The organism is Shewanella sedimentimangrovi (assembly GCF_017354965.1).
In the GTDB taxonomy this organism is placed as follows: Bacteria; Pseudomonadota; Gammaproteobacteria; order Enterobacterales; family Shewanellaceae; genus Shewanella; species Shewanella cyperi.
Genome location: NZ_CP071502.1, coordinates 1,451,125 through 1,469,734 on the forward strand (window position 1 = coordinate 1,451,125; position 18,610 = coordinate 1,469,734).

Here is an 18,610-nt window from a genome sequence, read left to right on the forward strand (position 1 = left end):
TACCCGATAACAGACTGAGTTGGAGAGTGTTATGTACCGGATTGGAATTGACTTGGGCGGCACCAAGATTGAACTTGTGATGCTCGATGGTGCCGGAGTCGAGGTATTCCGCAAACGTCGCCCCACCCCCCGGGATTACCCCGGGACCCTGGCGGCAGTGGTTGAACTGGTTAAGGAAGCCGAAGCCGAGACTGGGCAGCGCGCCAGCATTGGCATAGGTATTCCGGGCGTGGTGTCGTCCCTGTCCGGCAAGGTGAAAAACTGCAACGCCACCTGGATCAATGGTCAGCCCATGGACAAAGATCTCGGTGCCATGCTGGGCCGCGAGGTGCGCATTGCCAACGACGCCAATTGTTTCGCCGTGTCGGAAGCCGTGGATGGCGCAGGTGCGGGCAAGGCGCTGGTATTTGGCGTTATCCTCGGCACCGGCTGCGGCGGCGGTATCGCCATTTCCCACAAGGTTCATGCCGGTGGCAATGGCATTGGTGGTGAATGGGGACACAATCCCTTGCCCTGGATGACGGCGGAGGAGTTCAATTCCACCCGTTGTTTCTGCGGCAATGCCGATTGCATAGAAACCTTTGTTTCGGGCACCGGCTTTGTGCGGGATTTCCGCGCCCATGGCGGCGAAGCGACAAGCGGTATCGAAATTGTGGCCAGAATTGCCGAGGGCGATGCACTGGCCGAGGCGGCATTTGAGCGCTTTATCGACCGTCTGGCCCGGGCCCTGGCCCAGGTCATCAATACCCTCGACCCGGATGCCATAGTGCTGGGCGGTGGGGTGTCCAATATTGACCTGATTTACCAGCGGCTGCCGGCGCTGTTGCCAAAGTATGTGTTGGGGGGCGAGTGTGCCACGCCGGTATTGAAAAACCACCACGGTGCCTCCTCCGGTGTCCGGGGGGCCGCCTGGTTGTGGGCGCCCGGCGAGCTTGCTGCTATGTCGCCCGAGGCCTGTGCCTGAGCCCTGAGCCCTGAGCCCTGAGCCGCGAAAAATATCCGGGCCCGGCAGTTAGCCGGGGCCCAATAGTAAAAGTTCCTTTCTGTCGTTATGTGCTTTTGGCGCCCTTGTGGCGCCCTTTTTTTATCCTGCTTTTTTAGCCTGAGCCCATAGGTCTTCGCAGCGAAATCTCCTGGCGCTCTGGCGCAGCCATTGCCTGAGGTGTGAGCCTTGGGGTAATGTGAGGGTTTTGAATTTCAAGGGGAAGTCTGTGGCAAATCTGATGTTGTTGGTGGCGGCGGTGATCTGGGGGCTGGGGTTTGTGGCCCAGCGGCTGGGGATGGACCATATGGCACCCTTTGCCTTTAATGGCATCAGGTTTTTCATCGGCGCCCTGAGCCTGTTGCCGCTGATTTGGTGGCTGAAACAAAGGGGCAGTTTGACCCTCAGCACCGACGGCCTGTGGCGGGGGGCGCTGCTCTGCGGTGGTCTGCTGTTTATCGGCGCTTCGCTGCAGCAGGTGGGCCTGCTGTACACCACGGCCGCCAACGCCGGTTTTATCACAGGTCTCTATATAGTGCTGGTGCCCGTGCTTGGCCTGGCGCTCAAACACAAGACCGGCAGCAACACCTGGGCCGGTTGTGTCCTGGCCTTGGTGGGCCTGTATCTGCTCAGTATCCGTGATGGCCTCAGCATTGGCCTGGGGGATGGATTGCAGCTGATCGGCGCCCTGTTCTGGGCCGTGCATATTCTGGCCATAGATCATTTTGCCCGCCGCCATGCGCCTGTGCTGCTGGCCTGCCTGCAATTTTTCGTCTGTGCCCTGCTCAGCGCCCTGGTGTCTGTGGTCTTGGAAACCACCAGCTGGAGTGGCGTTATCGGTGGCTGGCAGGCGCTGGCCTATTCGGGGCTGATTTCGGTGGGGGTGGCCTATACCCTGCAGGTGCTGGCGCAAAAGCATGCCCATCCGGCCCATGCGGCCATCATCCTCAGCCTGGAAACCGTGTTCGCTGCCATAGGCGGTGTGTGGCTGTTGGATGAGCAGCTCGATGGCCGGGCCCTGGTGGGCTGCGGCCTGATGCTGCTGGGTATGCTGGTGTCCCAGGTGCCGCTGCGTTACCTGGTGAAATCCAGGCATCAGCAGCCGCTGCAGGACTGAGCCGCTATCGGATTGAGAGCGGCAGCCAAGCCGGAAAGAGTCATTAACGGCCGAGTTTGTCGAGCACTACATCGTCCCCGATACGGTACAGGGATTCGGTCAGCCGGGCTTCCTGATCCTGATTGTCCAGCCCCAGTGAGAAGGTGGCGCGGAACAGGGCAACCCCGGTGTGACTGGCGCTCTCATACTGGCTGGAGAACTGCTCAATATTGATCCCAAGGGCGGTGATCTTGTTGGAGATATCCAATACCAACCCGGGCCTGTCGTAGGCCACCAGGCTGTAACTGCGCCTCAGGGCAGGCTTTTTGGCCACAGAGGTGCGGGCATAGGTGAGGGTGAGGCCGTCTATGCACTCGAGATTTTCAATCAGCTCCTCCCATTGCTGGGATGGCAGCTCCAGCAGGAGTATGGCGGCAAAGATGCCGTCAATGTGCCTGAGCTCCGAATCCAGCCAATTACCGCCGTGGCGGCTGACGGCGTGGGCTATCTGTTCCACCAGGCCGGTTCTGTCGGGGGCCTGCAGGGTGATCAGGTATCGCAGCATGGCAAAATTCTCCTCGGTTTGGGCGTTAACTCGGCTGCCGGAAATTCAGGGGATGTAACACAACTGTCATTTTTGCGTCATATAATCTGCGCATCCATCAATGGGATGGCTGCTTTAAGCTTATAGTTAACACGGCATCGTAGCCAATCACAGTGAAAAAAAGCGCAAGCTTTTCAACAGAGGTTATCAATGGACAGTCAGGTCACTGAGCCCAAGGCTATGGCCAATTTCCTGGTGGCAAAGGGTAACAGCCGCCGGGCCTTCAAAGACAAGGCGACCCAGATAGGGGTGAGTATCGGCGGCATCATGGTGTTCGTGGCCCTGCTGCTGATCTTCTTTTACCTGCTTTATGTGGTGAAACCCATCTTTGATGGTGCCGAAGTCAGCCCCAAAGCCAACATGAGCTACCCTGACAATCGCGCCGCAGCCCTGATGGTGGGCAGCGACGAACAGAATGAAATTGCCTACCGGGTGTCCATCGCCGGTGAAGTGGACTTCCTGCGCGTGGCCGATGGCAGCCTGATTGAGTCCCACATTCCCCAATTGCCCGAAGGTGTGACCGTGGTCAGCAGTGCCGTGGCCACAGCCGCAGAGCAAAAGTTTGCCCTGGGTCTGTCCAACGGTCAGGTATTGCTGTACCGGGTGGAGTTTGGTGTGACCTATCCCTCCGAGGGCAAAAGGCTCATCACCCCCAAACTCAGGGCCCTCAATGCCGATGGCGCCATTCAAGTGGATGAAGCCGGTGGCAGCCTCGATCAACTGGCCTTTGGTTTGACCAACAACCAGATGACCTTTGCCTATCGCAGTGGCGCCGGCAAATGGCGTCTGACCCGCCTCGAAGGGGAAGAGAACCTGCTGACCGAGGAAGTGGAGTGGAGCGCCAGCAATGCGGTGCTCGACGATGCCCCGGCCAAGGTCAACAGCGCCCTGATGACCCCGGACCAACGCCAGTTGATGTTGCAATCCGGCTCCAAGGTCTACGTTTACGATACCCGTGATGCCGACAGCCCCAGCCTGCTGCAGGTCATCAATGCAGAGCGTAGCAAGCTGACCCTGACCCGCATGAGCCTGTTGGCCGGTGCCAGCTCCATATTGCTCGGTTATGACAATGGCGATGTGGCGCAATATTTCCAGGTCAACGGCGAAAAGGGCCGTCTGTACCGTGAAATCCGTGAATTCAAGGGCCTGGGCAAGGTTGATACCCTGGCCAGTGAGTTTTATCGCAAGAGCTTTGCCACCGTCAGTGACAGCGGCAAGCTGACCCTGCTGTACACCACCAGTGAGCGTGAGCTGCTGAGTGAAACCTTTGATATCGCCCAGCCCAAGGCCATGGGTTTCAGCCCCCGTTCCAATGCACTGGTGGTCGACGCCGGCAACAAGCTGCACCTGTTTGCCGTATCCAACGCCCACCCGGAAGTGTCCTGGAGTGCCCTGTGGACCAAGGTGTGGTACGAGGGCTATCCCGAACCTGCCTATGTGTGGCAGTCAACTTCGGGTTCCGATGACTTTGAAGCCAAGTTGAGCCTGATGCCGCTGGCGTTCGGGACCATCAAGGCGGCCCTGTATGCCATGCTGTTCGCCGTACCTTTGGCCATAGCCGGTGCCATCTATACCGCCTATTTCATGTCGCCCAAGGTGCGCGCTCTGGTGAAACCCACCATTGAAATCATGGAAGCCCTGCCGACCGTGATCCTGGGTTTCCTCGCCGGCCTGTGGCTGGCCCCCCTGGTGGAAGACCATCTGCCGGGTATAGTGCTGCTGCTTATCCTCTTGCCTGTGAGCATTTTGCTGAGCGCCTTTGGCTGGAGCAAGTTGCCCGGCCGCTGGAAACAACGTTTGCCCGAGGTGTATCAGGAGTTGATGCTGCTGCCGGTGATCATCCTGGTGGGCTGGCTGGCCTTTGAATTCAGCCCCATGCTGGAAGTGGCCCTGTTCGGTGGAGACACCCGACTGTTTATCACCCATGAGCTGGGTATTACCTTCGACCAGCGCAACGCCTTGGTGGTGGGTATTGCCATGGGCTTTGCGGTGATCCCGACCATTTTCTCCATCGCCGAAGATGCCATCTTCTCAGTGCCGCGCCATCTGTCAAACGGCAGTCTGGCTCTGGGGGCCACCCCCTGGCAAACCCTGACCCGGGTGGTATTGCTGACCGCCAGTCCGGGGATTTTCTCGGCGGTAATGATGGGCCTTGGCCGCGCGGTGGGCGAGACCATGATAGTACTGATGGCTACGGGTAACACCGCCATCATGGAGTGGAGCGTATTCGAGGGTATGCGTACCCTGGCGGCCAACATTGCGGTGGAAATGCCCGAATCGGCCATCGGCAGCTCCCACTACCGGGTGCTGTTCCTGGCGGCCTTCGTACTCTTTATCTTTACCTTTGTTTTCAACACGGTAGCCGAAGTGGTAAGGCAGCGGCTGCGTGAACGTTACAGCTCGCTGTAACCTGGGGATTGCACATGTTTGAATTTTTGTCTGCATTGAGGGATGGCCGTCATGGGTAAGTGGTTCAAATCGGGTTCGCCCTGGATCTGGATGACGGGTGGTGCCGTCAGCCTGAGCCTGATCGCCGTGCTGGGCCTGTTGCTGCTGATTGCCTGGCGTGGTCTGTCCTACTTCTGGCCGGCCGATATTTATGAGTGGAAACTCAGGGATGCCAAGGGCGTCGAGTCCGTGCTCATAGGTGAGATTTATGATAGCGAAGTGGTGCCTTCCGAGCGCCTGCTGGCCGCCGGGGCCGAGTTTGTCACCCCGCCCGGTGAATTCGTGACCCGCTATCTGGTCAAGACCGGTAACCGCGAATTCGTGGGGCTGGATTTCCGCTGGATATTGGAAACCGACATTGTCAGCCGCAGCACGCCGGCGGACGTGGCGGTATTGGAGCGCTCCAAAAACGGCAACTTCTACGGTTATCCTGTGGCCGTGATTGAAAACGGCCAGCGCCTGGAACTGACCGATGTGGAAGCTTCGCTGCAGCAGCACATAGACCGCGCCGTGGCCCTGGCCAAACGTGCCGAGCAGTTGCAGAAAAAAGACATAGGGGCAATCAACTATCAGTTGGAGCGCCTGCGCCTGAAAGAGCGGGGTTTTGAGCTCAATAACGAGTTGACCGACAGCCGTAAGCTGGAACTGGCCGCCGAGCGCAAAGCGCTGGAGGACAAGTACCTGGTGCTGGAAAAGGAACTCTTCTCCCTGCGTGACGATGCCGGTCGTGATGCCGTGATAGTGCGCGACATGCGTGGTGAAGAGGTCAGCCTCAAGCTAGATACAGTGCTGCACGTGACCTATGCCAACCGTCTGGGCCTTGGCGGCCGTCTGCTGGCCTGGTTCGCCGGCGTGGGTAATTTCGTCAGCGACGATCCCCGTGAAGCCAACACCGAGGGGGGGGTATTCCCGGCGATTTTCGGCACAGTGTTCATGGTGCTGCTGATGGCGGTAATAGTGACCCCCTTTGGTGTGGTGGCCGCCATTTACCTGCACGAATATGCCAAAAAGGGCCCCGTCACCAAGATGATCCGCATTGCAGTGATCAACCTGGCCGGTGTGCCTTCCATTGTGTACGGTGTGTTTGGTCTGGGCTTCTTCGTTTACATGCTGGGGGGCTCACTGGATCAGCTGTTCTTCCCCGAGGCGCTGCCGTCGCCCACCTTTGGTTCTCCCGGGGTGATTTGGTCGGCCCTGACCCTGGCGATTTTGACCCTGCCTGTGGTGATAGTGTCCACCGAGGAAGGCCTGTCCCGTATTCCGAGCGCCGTGCGCCAGGGCAGTCTGGCCCTGGGGGCCACCAAGGCCGAAACCCTGTGGCGCATCGTGATCCCCATGGCGAGCCCGGCCATCATGACGGGGCTTATCCTGGCGGTGGCCCGTGCCGCCGGTGAGGTGGCACCGCTGATGCTGGTGGGTGTGGTGAAACTGGCGCCAACCCTGCCCATCGACATGAACTTCCCCTTTGTGCATCTGGAACGCAAGTTCATGCACCTGGGTTTCCATATTTATGATGTGGGCTTCCAAAGCCCCAACGTGGAGGCGGCGCGGCCCCTGGTGTACGCCACTTCCTTCCTGCTGGTGTCTGTGATCGTGGCGCTGAACCTTACCGCCATCAGTGTTCGCAACCACCTGCGTGAAAAGTATCGCTCCCTTGAGCATTAAGATTGCCGCGCTTATCCTGACAATTGGTACAGAATATGATTTCGATAGACAGTTCAGTTATGAAAAATGACACTCTGGATCTGGTAAACCTGCCCGAGGCTGAAACCGCGCTGGAGATCCGCAACCTGGATCTGCGTTATGGCGACAAGCAGGCGCTGTTCGATGTGTCGATGAAGATCCCCAAGAAGAAGGTCACCGCCTTTATCGGTCCCAGCGGTTGTGGTAAATCCACCCTGTTGCGCTGTATCAACCGCATGAACGACCTGGTGGACAACTGCAACATCAGCGGTGAGATCCTGCTGCACGGCCAGAACATTTACGACAAGAAGGTAGATGTGGCGGCCCTGCGTCGCAACGTGGGCATGGTGTTCCAGCGCCCCAATCCGTTCCCCAAGTCCATCTATGAAAACGTGGTCTACGGTCTGCGCCTTCAGGGCGTCAACAACCGCCGTGAACTGGACGAGGCCTGTGAGCGTTCACTGCGTGGCGCTGCCATTTGGGACGAGGTGAAAGACCGTCTGCATGACAATGCCTTCGGCCTGTCCGGTGGTCAGCAGCAGCGTCTGGTGATAGCCCGTGCCATCGCCATCGAGCCTGAGGTTTTGCTGCTCGACGAACCCACCTCGGCACTGGACCCCATCTCGACCCTGACCATCGAGGAACTGATCACCGAACTCAAGGCCCAGTACACTGTGGTGATAGTGACCCACAACATGCAACAGGCAGCCAGGGTGTCGGATCAGACCGCTTTTATGTACATGGGCGAGCTGGTGGAGTATGCCGATACCAACACCATCTTCACCACACCGGCCAAGCGCAAGACCGAAGACTATATCACCGGCCGTTACGGCTAATGCCGCCGGTCACCCGAGAATCAGCAAGGGTTTGAATATCAATGGACAAGTTAAGCACCAACAAGCATATCTCCGGTCAGTTCAACGCTGAGCTTGAGGACATACGCAACCGGGTACTCGCCATGGGCGGGCTGGTGGAGCGCCAGCTGGAGCAGGCGCTGGATGCCCTCGGCAGCCTGGATGCCGAGCTGGCGAAAAAGGTGATCGATGGCGATCACAAGGTCAACGGCATGGAAGTGTCCATCGACGAGGAATGCACCCGCATTATCGCCAAGCGCCAACCGGCTGCCAGTGACCTGCGTCTTATCATCGCCATTTCCAAGACCATTGCCGATCTTGAGCGCATCGGTGATGCCTGCGTGCGTATCGCCAAGGCCGCACTGGAGAAGCGCAACAACAACCAGCAACCCTTGCTGGTGAGCATCGAAAGCATGGGCCGTCATGCCACCCGTATGCTGCATGCCACCCTCGACGCCCTGGCCCGTATGGATGCCGATGCCGCCTTTGAACTGCACAAGGAAGATGCCCGTCTGGACAAGGAATACGAGGGCATTATCCGTCAGCTGATGACCTATATGATGGAAGATCCCCGTTCCATCCCCGGTGTGCTGGACGTGCTTTGGGCCGCCCGAGCGGTGGAGCGGGTCGGCGATCGCTGTAAAAACGTCTGCGAATACATCATCTACTACGTGAAGGGCAAGGACGTGCGCCATACCTCCTACGAGGACATGGAGCGGGATCTGCACCTCTGATTGATGCAGCACAAAACAACGCCGGGCTTGCCCGGCGTTGTTGTTTCAAATTGCCGGATGGGCCTTCTGGCATTCATGCTATTATCGCAGCCCGGTAAGGGTGAGCTTCCGACGGTGCCCCCGGTCCGAAATACAAGACTGTTACTCAAGACTGTTACTCAAGAGCATTCCATGAAGCGTACCCTGACCCGCGGTTTGATGAATTTGTTGCCCATGGCGTTGAGCCTGTGGCTGTTCTGGTCCCTGTTTGAATCCCTCGATGGCCTGGGCAATGTGCTGCTGGAGCTGGTGGGGATCCGCATCGCCTTTATCGGCGAGGGATTTTTGCTGGTGGTGGCACTGATTTTTGCCGCCGGACTGCTGTTTTCCGTCAGCCCCTTCACCTGGCTGTGGGGCAAGATTGAACGCGCTCTGATGCGTTTCCCGTTGTTCAAGTCCGTCTATGGCAGCATCCGCGATATTGCCTCACTGATGAACCGTGACGGCAAGCCCAAGTCCCAGCAGGTGGTGCTGGTCAAACAGGCCAACGGTGGCTACGTGGTGGGCTTTATCATGACCGATGCGCCGCCAAAACCGCTGCTGGATGCCTTGCCGGAAGGGGACTGGGTGCCCGTGCTGTTCCAACTGTCCTACCAGATGGCCGGGGTCACCAGTCTGGTGCGCCGCGAAGATCTGTTGCCGGTCAATTGGAGCTTTGAAGAGGCCATGCGCTTTAATCTTACCGCCGGGATTTCCACCCACTGACAAGTATCGCAAGGCCACAATGCCGAGGGGGCCGGCTTGGCTCCCCTTTTTGTTCATTTTTATGTATAATCTACGCTGATTGTTGCCAAAAGTAGTAGTTTGTACCCCCGTGGATTGCCCCTTATACCCCGGTTATCCGTTTTCGCTCCCCCCAATTGGATGCCGGTGAGCGGATCTGCCTCCATTTTTCCAGGCTCAGCCTGCCCGCGGAGGCACACCACAAACCGCGCATGAACACCCTATCAGCTTTTGGTGTGTCTTGAACCCGTCCCGGCAAGGCTCCCGTACCTGAGCGTTGGTGGGCTTGCGGCGGATGTGGTTCGTAACAGGGGAACCAAATAGTGATCAAATCAAGTATCAACCCGCCGGTGTTTTTCTCCTCGGTGCTGTGTATTTTTGCCTTGGTATTGGTGGGCGCACTCTGGCCCAATGAGGCTCAGGTGCTGTTCAAATCGGTACAGTCCTGGCTGGAGCTCAAGGCCGGCTGGCTATACATTCTGGGCGTAGCCATTTTTCTGATTTTTATCATCTTCGTTATGGTCAGCCGTTTCGGGGATATCAAGCTGGGACCCGACCACTCAGAACCCGATTACAACTACAAAAGTTGGATTGCCATGTTGTTCTCCGCGGGCATGGGCATAGGTCTGATGTTTTTCGGCGTTGGCGAACCCGTGATGCACTATCTTGCCCCTCCGGACGCCGATCCCCGCAGCCTTGAGGCCGCCAAGGAGGCCATGAAGATCACCTTTTTTCACTGGGGGATCCATGCATGGACCATTTATGCCGTGGTGGCATTGAGTCTGGCCTATTTCAGCTACCGTCATAAGTTACCGCTTTTACCCCGCAGCGCGCTCTATCCTCTGATAGGGGAGCGCATCTATGGCCCATTGGGACATTGCGTCGACACCTTCGCCGTCCTCGGCACCATGTTTGGGGTGGCGACTTCGCTCGGTTTCGGAGTCTTGCAGGTGAATTCGGGACTGAACTTTCTTTTTGGGGACTCGTTTCCCATTTCATCCGGGATGCAGGTGGCCTTGATTGCCGGCATTACCCTGATCGCCACCGGCTCGGTATTTTCCGGACTGGACAAAGGGGTCAAGCGTCTGAGCGAATTGAATCTGGCGCTGGCGATACTGCTGCTGTTAATCGTGTTGCTGTTCGGCCCGACCGTGTCATTGCTGCAATCTTTTGTGCAGAACACCGGGGGCTATTTGAGCGAGTTGGTGGGCAAAACTTTCAACCTGTATGCCTACGAGCAAAAGAATGATTGGCTGGGGGGCTGGACCTTGTTGTATTGGGGCTGGTGGATTTCCTGGTCACCCTTTGTTGGTACTTTTATTGCGCGGGTGTCCCGTGGCCGTACCATTCGCGAATTTCTGGTAGGGGTATTGTTTGTGCCCACAGGATTCACCTTTTTGTGGATGACGGTATTCGGTAATTCCGCCATTGATGCCATCATGCATCAGGGGGCAGATTACCTGGCCGAAGCTGTGTCGACCGATGTTTCCGTTGCCCTGTTTATCTTCTTTGAACATCTACCTTTGTCGAGTCTGTTGTCCGTTATTGCGGTGTGCCTGGTGGTGACGTTTTTCGTGACCTCATCGGATTCGGGCTCCCTGGTGATAGATAATCTCACCTCGGGCGGCGATTTGAATGCGCCTGTGTGGCAGCGGATATTCTGGGCGCTGCTGCAGGGACTGGTGGCCTCGGTACTGTTATTGGCCGGGGGGCTGCAGGCGTTGCAGACCGCGGCTATCGCCAGTGCCATGCCGTTTCTGCTGGTGATGTTGTTGATTTGTTTTGGTCTTTTCAAGGCATTGCAGGATGACTGGCTTAAACTGAGCAGCGTGCAGTTACACACCACCAGTGTGCAATACGCCAGTGTCAATATGTCCTGGGAGGACAGGATTGAGGTTCTGGTGTCTCACCCCAGTTATCAGCAGGCGCAGGATTTTGTTGATGAAGTCGCCAGACCTGCTTTGTCAAAGGTATGCCAGGGATTCCTTTCCCGGGGCTTTCATGCCGAGATGCAGCACATTGAAGACAGGGTAAGACTGATGATAGGTGGTGAGGACAGCCAGACTTTTATCTACGATCTTCGTATCAGGGCGTTTATTCTGCCGGGTGCCCCGCAGACTGAGGGCCAGGACACATCACAACACAGTTATTACCGGGTCGAGGTCTTCCTCGAACATGGCGGTCAGTATTATGATGTTATGGGTTACACAGAGGAGCAGATCCAGGCAGACATAGTGACCCAATACGAGAAGCATTTGCACTATCTGCACCTCTCCTGTGCCGAATATGTAGAGAGCCCCTGAGGCCCTGAATACCGGAAAAGAAACATGGCAGAACAAAGCAAGTTGGACAAGGTACTGGCCGCCGAGCGTGAGTACCGCGAAAAGCGTGAGGGGGACTATCGTGAAAAGGCCCTAAAGCTGTATCCCTGGATCTGCGGCCGCTGTGCCCGTGAGTTTACCCACAAGAACCTGTCGGAGCTGACGGTGCATCACAAGGACCACAACCACGACAACAACCCGCCCGATGGCTCCAACTGGGAACTGCTGTGTCTCTATTGCCACGACAATGAGCACTCCCGTTTTGAAGAGTTGATCCGTTACGGTGGCACCCAGGAGGCCAAACAGGAGGCCGCCACCTTCAATCCCTTTGCGGATCTCAAGGCCATGATGGCCAAAAAGGGCTGATGCCCGGTTATTGTAAAAAGCGCCCTTGGGCGCTTTTTTTGTGCTCACTTGTGGAACCACTGCACTGAATTTGTAACCAAATCTGTAACCTTGCGTGGGGGGATTGGTTTGTCAAAGCCGCCCACATATACTCGGCGAACAATAATTTTAATCAAGATGGAAGCAAGCTTATGACTTTAGGGAAACCTCAGGTGAGTCAGACCCGGTCATTTATGACCGTATCGCTCATCGAATTGTGGGAACGTTTTGGCTTTTACGGCATGCAGGCGCTTATCGTGTACTTCATGGTGCAGCGTCTGGGCTTTGAAGACAGCCGCGCCAATCTGGTATGGAGCGCCTGTGCGGCCTTGATTTATGTGTCACCCGCCATCGGCGGTTGGGTCGGTGACAAGATCCTCGGCACCAAACGCACCATGCTGATTGGTGCCGCTATCCTGTCACTGGGCTACGCCTTGATGACTGTGCCCACCGAAAACACCTGGTTCCTGTTCTCCGCCCTCGGCGTTATCGTGGTGGGTAACGGCCTGTTCAAGCCCAATGCCGGTAACCTGGTACGCAAGATTTACGACGGCGACGATTCCAAAATCGATTCAGCCTTCACCATCTATTACATGGCAGTGAACGTGGGCTCCACCTTCTCCATGCTGCTGACGCCCTGGATCAAGGACTATGTCAACGCCACCTATGGCAACGAGTTCGGCTGGCATGCCGCCTTTGCCGTGTGCTGCGTTGGCTTGCTGGTGGGCCTGGCCAACTACATGGTGATGCGTCACACCCTGGATGCCTACGGCTCGGAGCCCGACTCCCGTCCGGTGAAAATGAAAAAACTGGCGGCTGTGCTGGGTCTGGCGGCCCTGTCGGTGGTGGCCTCGGCCTTTATCCTGGAATACGAGGATGTGGCACGGGTATTCGTCTACGGTGCCGGTGTCTGCGTATTGGCGATTTTTGCTCACCTTATCCGCACCAGTGAAGTCAGTGAGCGCGCCGGTCTTATCGCCGCCCTGGTCCTGACGGTGCAGACGGTATTCTTCTTTATTTTCTACCAGCAAATGTCCACCTCCCTGGCACTGTTTGCCCTGCGGAACGTTGACTGGGATTTCCAGATGTTCGGTGCCCACCTGTGGACCTGGTCTCCGGCCCAGTTCCAGGCGTTGAACCCCATCTGGATCATGCTGCTGAGCCCAGTACTGGCCTGGGTCTATGCCACCGCCGGTCGCAACAACAAGGACCTGTCCATCGCCGCCAAGTTCGCCCTGGGGTTTGCCGTGGTCGCTGCCGGCTTCTTTATCTACGGTATCGCCGGTGAGTTTGCCGTCAACGGCAAGACCTCATCCTGGGTGATGATTGCGGGTTATGGCGCCTATTCATTGGGCGAGCTGCTGGTAAGCGGACTGGGTCTGGCAATGATCGCCCGTTACGTGCCCGAACGTATGGGCGGCTTTATGATGGGCGCTTACTTTGTGGCCTCGGGTATTTCCCAGTACCTGGGTGGTGTGGTGGCCAACTATGCCAGCGTGCCCCAGGGGCTGACCGATCCGCTGCAAACCCTGCCCATCTACACCAGTTTGTTCAACAAGCTGGGCATGGCAGCCCTGGTCTGTACCTTTATCGCGTTGGCGGTATTGCCGCTGATGCGTCGTCTGACCGACACCCACCACAGCCATAACGGTGACAGCAACGGCCTGATGGCCGAAGCCAACTGAGGCCCTGAGGTCTGATAGGATGCCGATCCCAGAGGTCGGCATTTTTTTCACTGAAAAGGAGTTTGCATGCGTTCACTGATATCCCGCCCAGGTTTCAAACAACCAGGTTTCAAACATCCTGGTTTCAAACGCTTAGGTTTGACCCTGTTGGCCCTGTGCCTGCCCGCGGCCAATGCCCAGGCGGAAAACCTGACCCTGACCGAACTGGAGCCAGGTCTGTACCAGCACCAGTCATTCCAGACGGTGAAAGGGTTTGGCCGGGTCAGTGCCAACGGGCTCTTGCTGGTGGAGGGCAAAAACGCCTTCCTGATTGACACCCCCTGGGGCAATGAAGACACGGAGCAGCTGCTGGCCTGGCTGAAAGCGCGCGATTTAACCCTGGAAGGCAGTCTGTCGACCCACTGGCACGAGGACAGGGCCGGCGGCCTGGCGGCCCTCAATGCCGCCGGTGTGGCCACCTTTGCATCGGCCGATACCAATCGTTTACTGGTCGAAAATGGCAAGGTGCAGGCAAGTCACAGTCTGGAAGCCGGCCCCCAGTTGCTGTTCCATGGCCGGGTGGAGGCCTATTTTCCCGGTGCCGGCCACAGTCTGGATAACCTGGTGGCCTGGCTGCCGGGGCAGAAAACCCTGTTCGGTGGCTGCCTGGTACGCAGCCTGGAGACCCAATCCATGGGCAATACCGCTGATGGTGATGTCCCTGCCTGGCCGGACAGTATCGAAGCCCTGCTGAGCCGCTATCCCGGGGCTGCAAGGGTGGTGCCCGGTCACGGTGACAACGGCGATATTGCGCTGCTCAGGCATACCCTGGCCTTGAGCCGGGCCGCCGCACAAAAGTCGCAATAGTATTGAGGCTGAATCGAATCAAGGTCGCTGTCTCAGCGGCCTTTTTCTTTGTATGAATGGCGGCCGGCTTGCCACTTTAGCCTGTTGGCCTATTTGGCCAGCCTGGCCTCAGCTTCCAGCCATTTCGCCCGGCTCAGACTCTGGCTGTTTTCACCGCTGAGGTGTTCGCGCCGGGCGGACAGGGCAGCAATAATCGCCTGTTTCTGTTCATCGCTGGCCTGACTCCAGGCGACGATTTCGTCTATGTGGCGCATGCAGCCCATACAGTAATCATCATCGTTCAGACCGCAACGGGCCACGCAAGGGGATTGGATCATTATGCTTTTCTTGGTGATTCTGAGGCGAGGGAGTCTAGCATGAAGAGGCCCCATCCCAAAGTCGATTGGGCTGGGGCCTGGGCTGGATAGGGGATTAAAGCGGGCCTAAGGGCATAAAGCTCCGTCACCCCAGGCCTCATCAATTCCCGGCTGACGGGAGTCCAGGTCAGAATGTCCCCGAGGTGCTGCCTGTGCCACTGGCGGGAGAGGTGAAGATGTTGTTGGCACCGCTTTGCCACACCACCTGGCCATTGTTGACCTTGATGCATTTCCACTCAATCCGGCTATTGGCCGGTACGCCAATGTTGCCTTTCCAGGTGGGGTAATCCGTTGCCGACAGCACCACTGCCTTGGCGGGATCCCAGTTGCCCAGCACATCGGTATTGCCAACGGCGGCGACATTCTCGCCCCATTGGGTGATGCCGTTGCCGCAACTGAAGTTGACCTGTACAGCGGGCTGTTCGACCCAGACTGAGTAGGAGCCGCCGTTGACCGGGAATTCCGCCCAACCATCGCCGTTGCTGACCACGGTTGCGCCGTGGTTACCGCTGATATCGATAAAGCTTTTGTTTGCCCGACTCACATTCATCCATTTGCTGCCTCCTGGACCATCACTCATGATGACCGCCATGGCCTGGGGATGACTGGCGTCACCCAAACGGGTCCAGCCAATGATGTCATGGTGATCCAGATAACTCAGCTGTGGGCCATGGGCATACTTTTGGCGAGCCTGCAACAGCACATCGAGTTTGGTCTTCTGGGAGGCGATCACTATGTTACTGTTATTGCAGTTGTTGTCTGAGCTGGTGTAGTTGGCACCGTAATAATCGGCGTGAAAGATATTGGGGTAACCTTCCTCCCGCAGCAGGATAAAGGCATAGGCCAGGGGTTTGAACCAATCCTGCACCCGGGATTCCAGCGCCTGACAGGGCTGGGTATCGTGGTTTTCCACCAGGGTGACCGCCAGACTTGGCTGCTCCTTCATCAGGGTGTTGTCCATCAGGGTCGCCATATTGTAATTGCCACCGCTGATGGAGGCCTGATGGAAATTCATGTGCAGCGGCGCGTCAAACAAGGACATGCGACCACCGGTGGCGCTGATGTAGTTGTGCAGTTCTTCCTTGTTGTAACTCCAATACTCGCCCACGGTAAACAAGGGTTTGCCGGTGCTGCTGCGAACGCTGTCGAGCCATTCGCTGAAGAAGCTGAATTTGATGTGTTTTACCGCATCAAGGCGGAAGCCATCGACACCGGTGAAATTCACGTACCAATCGCCCCAGCGCTTAAGCTCATCCACGACTTCCGGGTGATCCATGTCGAGATCGGCAAACATCAGGTAGTCATAGTTGCCGTTGTTGCCGTCCACTTCCCAATCCCAGGCCTTACCTATGCCGCGGAATTTGAAGACGGCGCTTTCATTGAGGTTCTGGGCCCAGTCGACGCCATCGAAGTGATACCAGTGCCATTTGAAGCTGGAGTAAGCGTTGTTGCGACCGGCAAAGTTAAAATCGGTCCAGGCATCTATCTGCACATCGCTGCCATATTCGCGATTGCGATCGTTCCAGTCGACCCGTACCGCCTGCACCGACTCGGTGGCATCGGCGCCGCCCCTGTGGTTGAACACCACATCGCCGTAGATCTGCAGGCCATTGGCATGGGCGCTGTTGATGGCCGCCAGGTATTCATCCTTGGTGCCGTATTTGGTGCGTATGCTGCCCTTCTGATTGAATTCACCCAGGTCATACATGTCATAGACCCCGTAACCCACATCGGCGGCCCCGGATGCGCCCTTGTAGGCCGGTGGCAACCACAGAGCGGTAATGCCGGCTGCGGCGAGATTGGGCGCCTCCTGGGCCACCTGGGTCCACAGGCTGCCGTCATTTGGCGTATACCACTGGAAATACTGCATCATCACGCCATTGTCGGCCTGTGCCGCCGAAGACATCAGGGTCAGCAGGCCTGCCAGGGTGCAGCCTGCCAATCTGGATGAGCGGGTTTTGGCAAGGGGTTGAGGTGTAAATACTGGGTGTTTGAGCTGTTGTGCCGGGTGTTTAGTGCTTGTGTGACTCATGGATAATCCCCATAAATGAGCGACCCATCCCTTGGTCTTTATTATTGTTTTAACCGCATTCCGTCTCGGGTCCCGTCCCGAAAACCGGTGTCTCAATATAGGCCGGTTATTGAACAACGGGCCACATACTGTGTTGCCAAATTGTTATGAATACGTATGCATGTTAATGGTGTTTTGTGCGGTAACCAGTGGGTTCACGCTGAAAAAGGCAATAAAAGCAAGGTAAAAGACCAAAAACGATCTGGTGCACCGGCCTTTTTGCCTGCTACGGGCGGGAAGGCAGAAATTGGGGGCGGGAAACTGGTCAAGTCATTGGGAACCTGCGGGCTGGCGTTATTGGCCGTGCTATGCCTGGTCAGATGCTGGTAAGGCCTGAAAAGGCTTGCTAATTTGCCCCGACTTTCTAGGATCTGACCCAAGCCAAACACAGCAGAGCCGTCATGACCCAGTCCATACTTCACTGGATAAGCGAATCCATTACCCGCAAGATCGGCGGGTTATCCACCTTGTTGCTCAGCTTTATTTTCGTGGTGATTGTCTATTCCATAGTCAAGCTGACGCAGATTGGTGCCGAAATGCGTGAGGTGGCCGAAATAGACATTCCGCTTACCGAAGTGATTGCGGAGATTGAAGTACTGCAGCTACAGAAGCACATACTGTTTGAAAAATTACGTCTTGGACGGGACGCGCAGTTGGCGGCGGCCGTTATTAAACCTCAACTGGCGGCTTTTATGGATCACGGTGTCCAGTTGTCCCGGCAGGTGGAAAAGGCCGAGCAGCTTATCCATCGCGGCCTGAGCACGGCCCAGATCGCCGAAGAGGTGGCCGAGCACAAGCGGGTGCTGAGTGCCATCGAACATTTCCAGATCCTGCGTCAGGAATACCTGCAAAAGGCCGGTGAACTTTTCAATAAACCCGAGGCGGAAACTGCCGCGGCCAATTGGCTCAGGTTAGAGACTCTTGACGAGCAGCTAGATAGTCTGGCGGAGCGCTTATTGCTGGATATCGAAGCCCTGACCGAAGACATTGCCAAAAACGCCGAGCGCCATGAGCAGGAGTTTTTTATCGTCAATACCTCCCTCGGCGTCAGCGCCTTCCTGATTGGTATTTATGTTACCTGGTACATCATCCGCAGTTTTCGGCGCCGCCTGGGCTATATCCAGACCCAGATTGCCAGGCTGAACCAAAGCCTGGCGCCCGCGCCCAAGGAGCCCGGTGAGGATGAACCGCAGCGCGGCCAGGACGAACTGAGTGAGCTGGCCAGGGACGTGCAGCAGGTGGTGGAGCGCTTCTCCAGCGAGATGGTGAACCGGCATGAGATGGAAAAGCAGCTTATCCAATTGGCTACCACGGACAAGCTGACCGGCGCCTTTAACCGGCATAAATGGGAGGATTGTCTTGCCATGGAGTTGGAATACGGTCGCCGTGGCGTGCCAGTGCATCTCTTGATGCTGGATTTGGACCACTTCAAGGCCATCAATGACAACCATGGTCACGATGTCGGCGACCAGGTATTGCAACAGGCGGTGAAATTGCTCAAGGAGCACGTCCGCCAGAGCGACAGCCTGTTCCGTCTGGGAGGTGAGGAGTTTGCCCTGTTATTCCGTCAGCACGACAGCCAAGACGTCCTGGCCATAGCCGAGAAGATCCGCCTGCTGTTCGAAACGGACAAGGTGCCGGGGTTACCTTACTTTACCGCCAGTCTGGGGCTGACAAGATTCTTGCCGCAAGACGACAGGGAAAGCTTTATCAAGCGTGCCGACCAGGCCCTGTACCGCTCGAAACAGGACGGTCGCAACCGGGTGACTGTGCTGTAACCAGGC

General features: G+C 57.0%; 15 protein-coding genes. 12 read left to right on the forward strand and 3 right to left on the reverse strand.

Annotated features, from left to right (window positions below; translation table 11 throughout):
- Positions 1 to 31 precede the first annotated feature (31 nt).
- Together mak and JYB85_RS06075 are read left to right on the forward strand one after the other, a co-directional pair.
- Positions 32 to 964 carry a fructokinase gene (gene mak / locus JYB85_RS06070; RefSeq protein ID WP_207381473.1) on the forward strand — a complete coding sequence of 311 codons (933 nt, stop codon included), beginning with the start codon at positions 32 to 34 and terminating at the stop codon, positions 962 to 964.
- A gap of 259 nt (positions 965 to 1,223) precedes the next feature.
- On the forward strand, positions 1,224 to 2,099 hold the full coding sequence (locus JYB85_RS06075) for a DMT family transporter (RefSeq protein ID WP_207381982.1): 876 nt from the start codon (positions 1,224 to 1,226) through the stop codon (positions 2,097 to 2,099).
- A gap of 43 nt (positions 2,100 to 2,142) precedes the next feature.
- On the opposite strand, the gene JYB85_RS06080 is transcribed toward JYB85_RS06075, so the two are convergent.
- Complete coding sequence (locus JYB85_RS06080) at positions 2,143 to 2,643, reverse strand: glycine cleavage system protein R (protein WP_207322497.1); 501 nt, start codon at positions 2,641 to 2,643, stop codon at positions 2,143 to 2,145.
- 189 nt (positions 2,644 to 2,832) lie between these two features.
- On the opposite strand from JYB85_RS06080, the gene JYB85_RS06085 reads away from it, so the two are divergent.
- From JYB85_RS06085 to bla, 9 genes are all read left to right on the forward strand, one after another.
- Positions 2,833 to 5,091, forward strand: a complete 2,259-nt coding sequence (locus JYB85_RS06085; RefSeq protein ID WP_207381474.1) for an ABC transporter permease subunit — start codon at positions 2,833 to 2,835, stop codon at positions 5,089 to 5,091.
- 51 nt (positions 5,092 to 5,142) lie between these two features.
- A complete protein-coding gene (pstA, locus tag JYB85_RS06090) occupies positions 5,143 to 6,795 on the forward strand; it encodes a phosphate ABC transporter permease PstA (protein ID WP_207381475.1) in 1,653 nt (550 codons plus the stop codon).
- A 35-nt stretch (positions 6,796 to 6,830) separates the two neighbouring features.
- The gene (pstB, locus tag JYB85_RS06095) at positions 6,831 to 7,649 is read left to right on the forward strand and encodes a phosphate ABC transporter ATP-binding protein PstB (protein WP_207381476.1); all 819 of its coding nucleotides are present in this window, start codon (positions 6,831 to 6,833) and stop codon (positions 7,647 to 7,649) included.
- Positions 7,650 to 7,690: 41 nt separating this feature from the next.
- Complete coding sequence (gene phoU, locus JYB85_RS06100; RefSeq protein ID WP_207381477.1) at positions 7,691 to 8,401, forward strand: phosphate signaling complex protein PhoU; 711 nt, start codon at positions 7,691 to 7,693, stop codon at positions 8,399 to 8,401.
- Positions 8,402 to 8,572: 171 nt separating this feature from the next.
- Positions 8,573 to 9,145 (forward strand): DUF502 domain-containing protein, encoded by a 573-nt coding sequence (locus tag JYB85_RS06105; protein ID WP_207381478.1) that lies wholly within the window; start codon positions 8,573 to 8,575, stop codon positions 9,143 to 9,145.
- 338 nt (positions 9,146 to 9,483) lie between these two features.
- On the forward strand, positions 9,484 to 11,466 hold the full coding sequence (locus JYB85_RS06110) for a BCCT family transporter (RefSeq protein ID WP_207381983.1): 1,983 nt from the start codon (positions 9,484 to 9,486) through the stop codon (positions 11,464 to 11,466).
- A 24-nt stretch (positions 11,467 to 11,490) separates the two neighbouring features.
- On the forward strand, positions 11,491 to 11,850 hold the full coding sequence (locus JYB85_RS06115; RefSeq protein ID WP_228730216.1) for a YajD family HNH nuclease: 360 nt from the start codon (positions 11,491 to 11,493) through the stop codon (positions 11,848 to 11,850).
- Positions 11,851 to 12,020: 170 nt separating this feature from the next.
- On the forward strand, positions 12,021 to 13,553 hold the full coding sequence (locus tag JYB85_RS06120; protein WP_207381479.1) for a peptide MFS transporter: 1,533 nt from the start codon (positions 12,021 to 12,023) through the stop codon (positions 13,551 to 13,553).
- A gap of 66 nt (positions 13,554 to 13,619) precedes the next feature.
- Entirely contained in the window at positions 13,620 to 14,399 is a 780-nt protein-coding gene (gene bla, locus JYB85_RS06125) for a subclass B1 metallo-beta-lactamase (RefSeq protein ID WP_207381480.1), read from the forward strand.
- Between the two features lie 89 nt (positions 14,400 to 14,488).
- Here the strand turns inward: bla and JYB85_RS06130 are convergent, their stop codons facing one another.
- Both JYB85_RS06130 and JYB85_RS06135 read right to left on the reverse strand, forming a co-directional pair.
- A complete protein-coding gene (locus tag JYB85_RS06130; RefSeq protein WP_207381985.1) occupies positions 14,489 to 14,713 on the reverse strand; it encodes a DUF1289 domain-containing protein in 225 nt (74 codons plus the stop codon).
- Between the two features lie 169 nt (positions 14,714 to 14,882).
- Positions 14,883 to 16,787: an alpha-amylase gene (locus tag JYB85_RS06135; RefSeq protein WP_207381481.1), complete on the reverse strand. Its 1,905-nt coding sequence runs from the start codon at positions 16,785 to 16,787 to the stop codon at positions 14,883 to 14,885.
- A 440-nt stretch (positions 16,788 to 17,227) separates the two neighbouring features.
- Here JYB85_RS06135 and JYB85_RS06140 point away from each other — a divergent pair, with 440 nt between their 5' ends.
- Positions 17,228 to 18,604 (forward strand): GGDEF domain-containing protein, encoded by a 1,377-nt coding sequence (locus JYB85_RS06140; RefSeq protein ID WP_207381482.1) that lies wholly within the window; start codon positions 17,228 to 17,230, stop codon positions 18,602 to 18,604.
- Positions 18,605 to 18,610: the final 6 nt, after the last annotated feature.

What these genes read in the sequence shown, in the direction of transcription:
- JYB85_RS06085 (WP_207381474.1), top strand. Translation starts at nt 2,833, where the DNA reads ATGGACAGTCAGGTCACTGAGCCCAAGGCTATGGCCAATTTCCTGGTG.
- pstA (WP_207381475.1), top strand. Translation starts at nt 5,143, where the DNA reads ATGGGTAAGTGGTTCAAATCGGGTTCGCCCTGGATCTGGATGACGGGT.
- pstB (WP_207381476.1), top strand. Translation starts at nt 6,831, where the DNA reads ATGATTTCGATAGACAGTTCAGTTATGAAAAATGACACTCTGGATCTG.
- JYB85_RS06140 (WP_207381482.1), top strand. Translation starts at nt 17,228, where the DNA reads ATGACCCAGTCCATACTTCACTGGATAAGCGAATCCATTACCCGCAAG.
- JYB85_RS06115 (WP_228730216.1), top strand. Translation starts at nt 11,491, where the DNA reads ATGGCAGAACAAAGCAAGTTGGACAAGGTACTGGCCGCCGAGCGTGAG.
- JYB85_RS06120 (WP_207381479.1), top strand. Translation starts at nt 12,021, where the DNA reads ATGACTTTAGGGAAACCTCAGGTGAGTCAGACCCGGTCATTTATGACC.
- JYB85_RS06075 (WP_207381982.1), top strand. Translation starts at nt 1,224, where the DNA reads ATGTTGTTGGTGGCGGCGGTGATCTGGGGGCTGGGGTTTGTGGCCCAG.
- JYB85_RS06135 (WP_207381481.1), bottom strand. Translation starts at nt 16,787, where the DNA reads ATGAGTCACACAAGCACTAAACACCCGGCACAACAGCTCAAACACCCA.
- bla (WP_207381480.1), top strand. Translation starts at nt 13,620, where the DNA reads ATGCGTTCACTGATATCCCGCCCAGGTTTCAAACAACCAGGTTTCAAA.
- mak (WP_207381473.1), top strand. Translation starts at nt 32, where the DNA reads ATGTACCGGATTGGAATTGACTTGGGCGGCACCAAGATTGAACTTGTG.
- JYB85_RS06080 (WP_207322497.1), bottom strand. Translation starts at nt 2,643, where the DNA reads ATGCTGCGATACCTGATCACCCTGCAGGCCCCCGACAGAACCGGCCTG.
- phoU (WP_207381477.1), top strand. Translation starts at nt 7,691, where the DNA reads ATGGACAAGTTAAGCACCAACAAGCATATCTCCGGTCAGTTCAACGCT.
- JYB85_RS06105 (WP_207381478.1), top strand. Translation starts at nt 8,573, where the DNA reads ATGAAGCGTACCCTGACCCGCGGTTTGATGAATTTGTTGCCCATGGCG.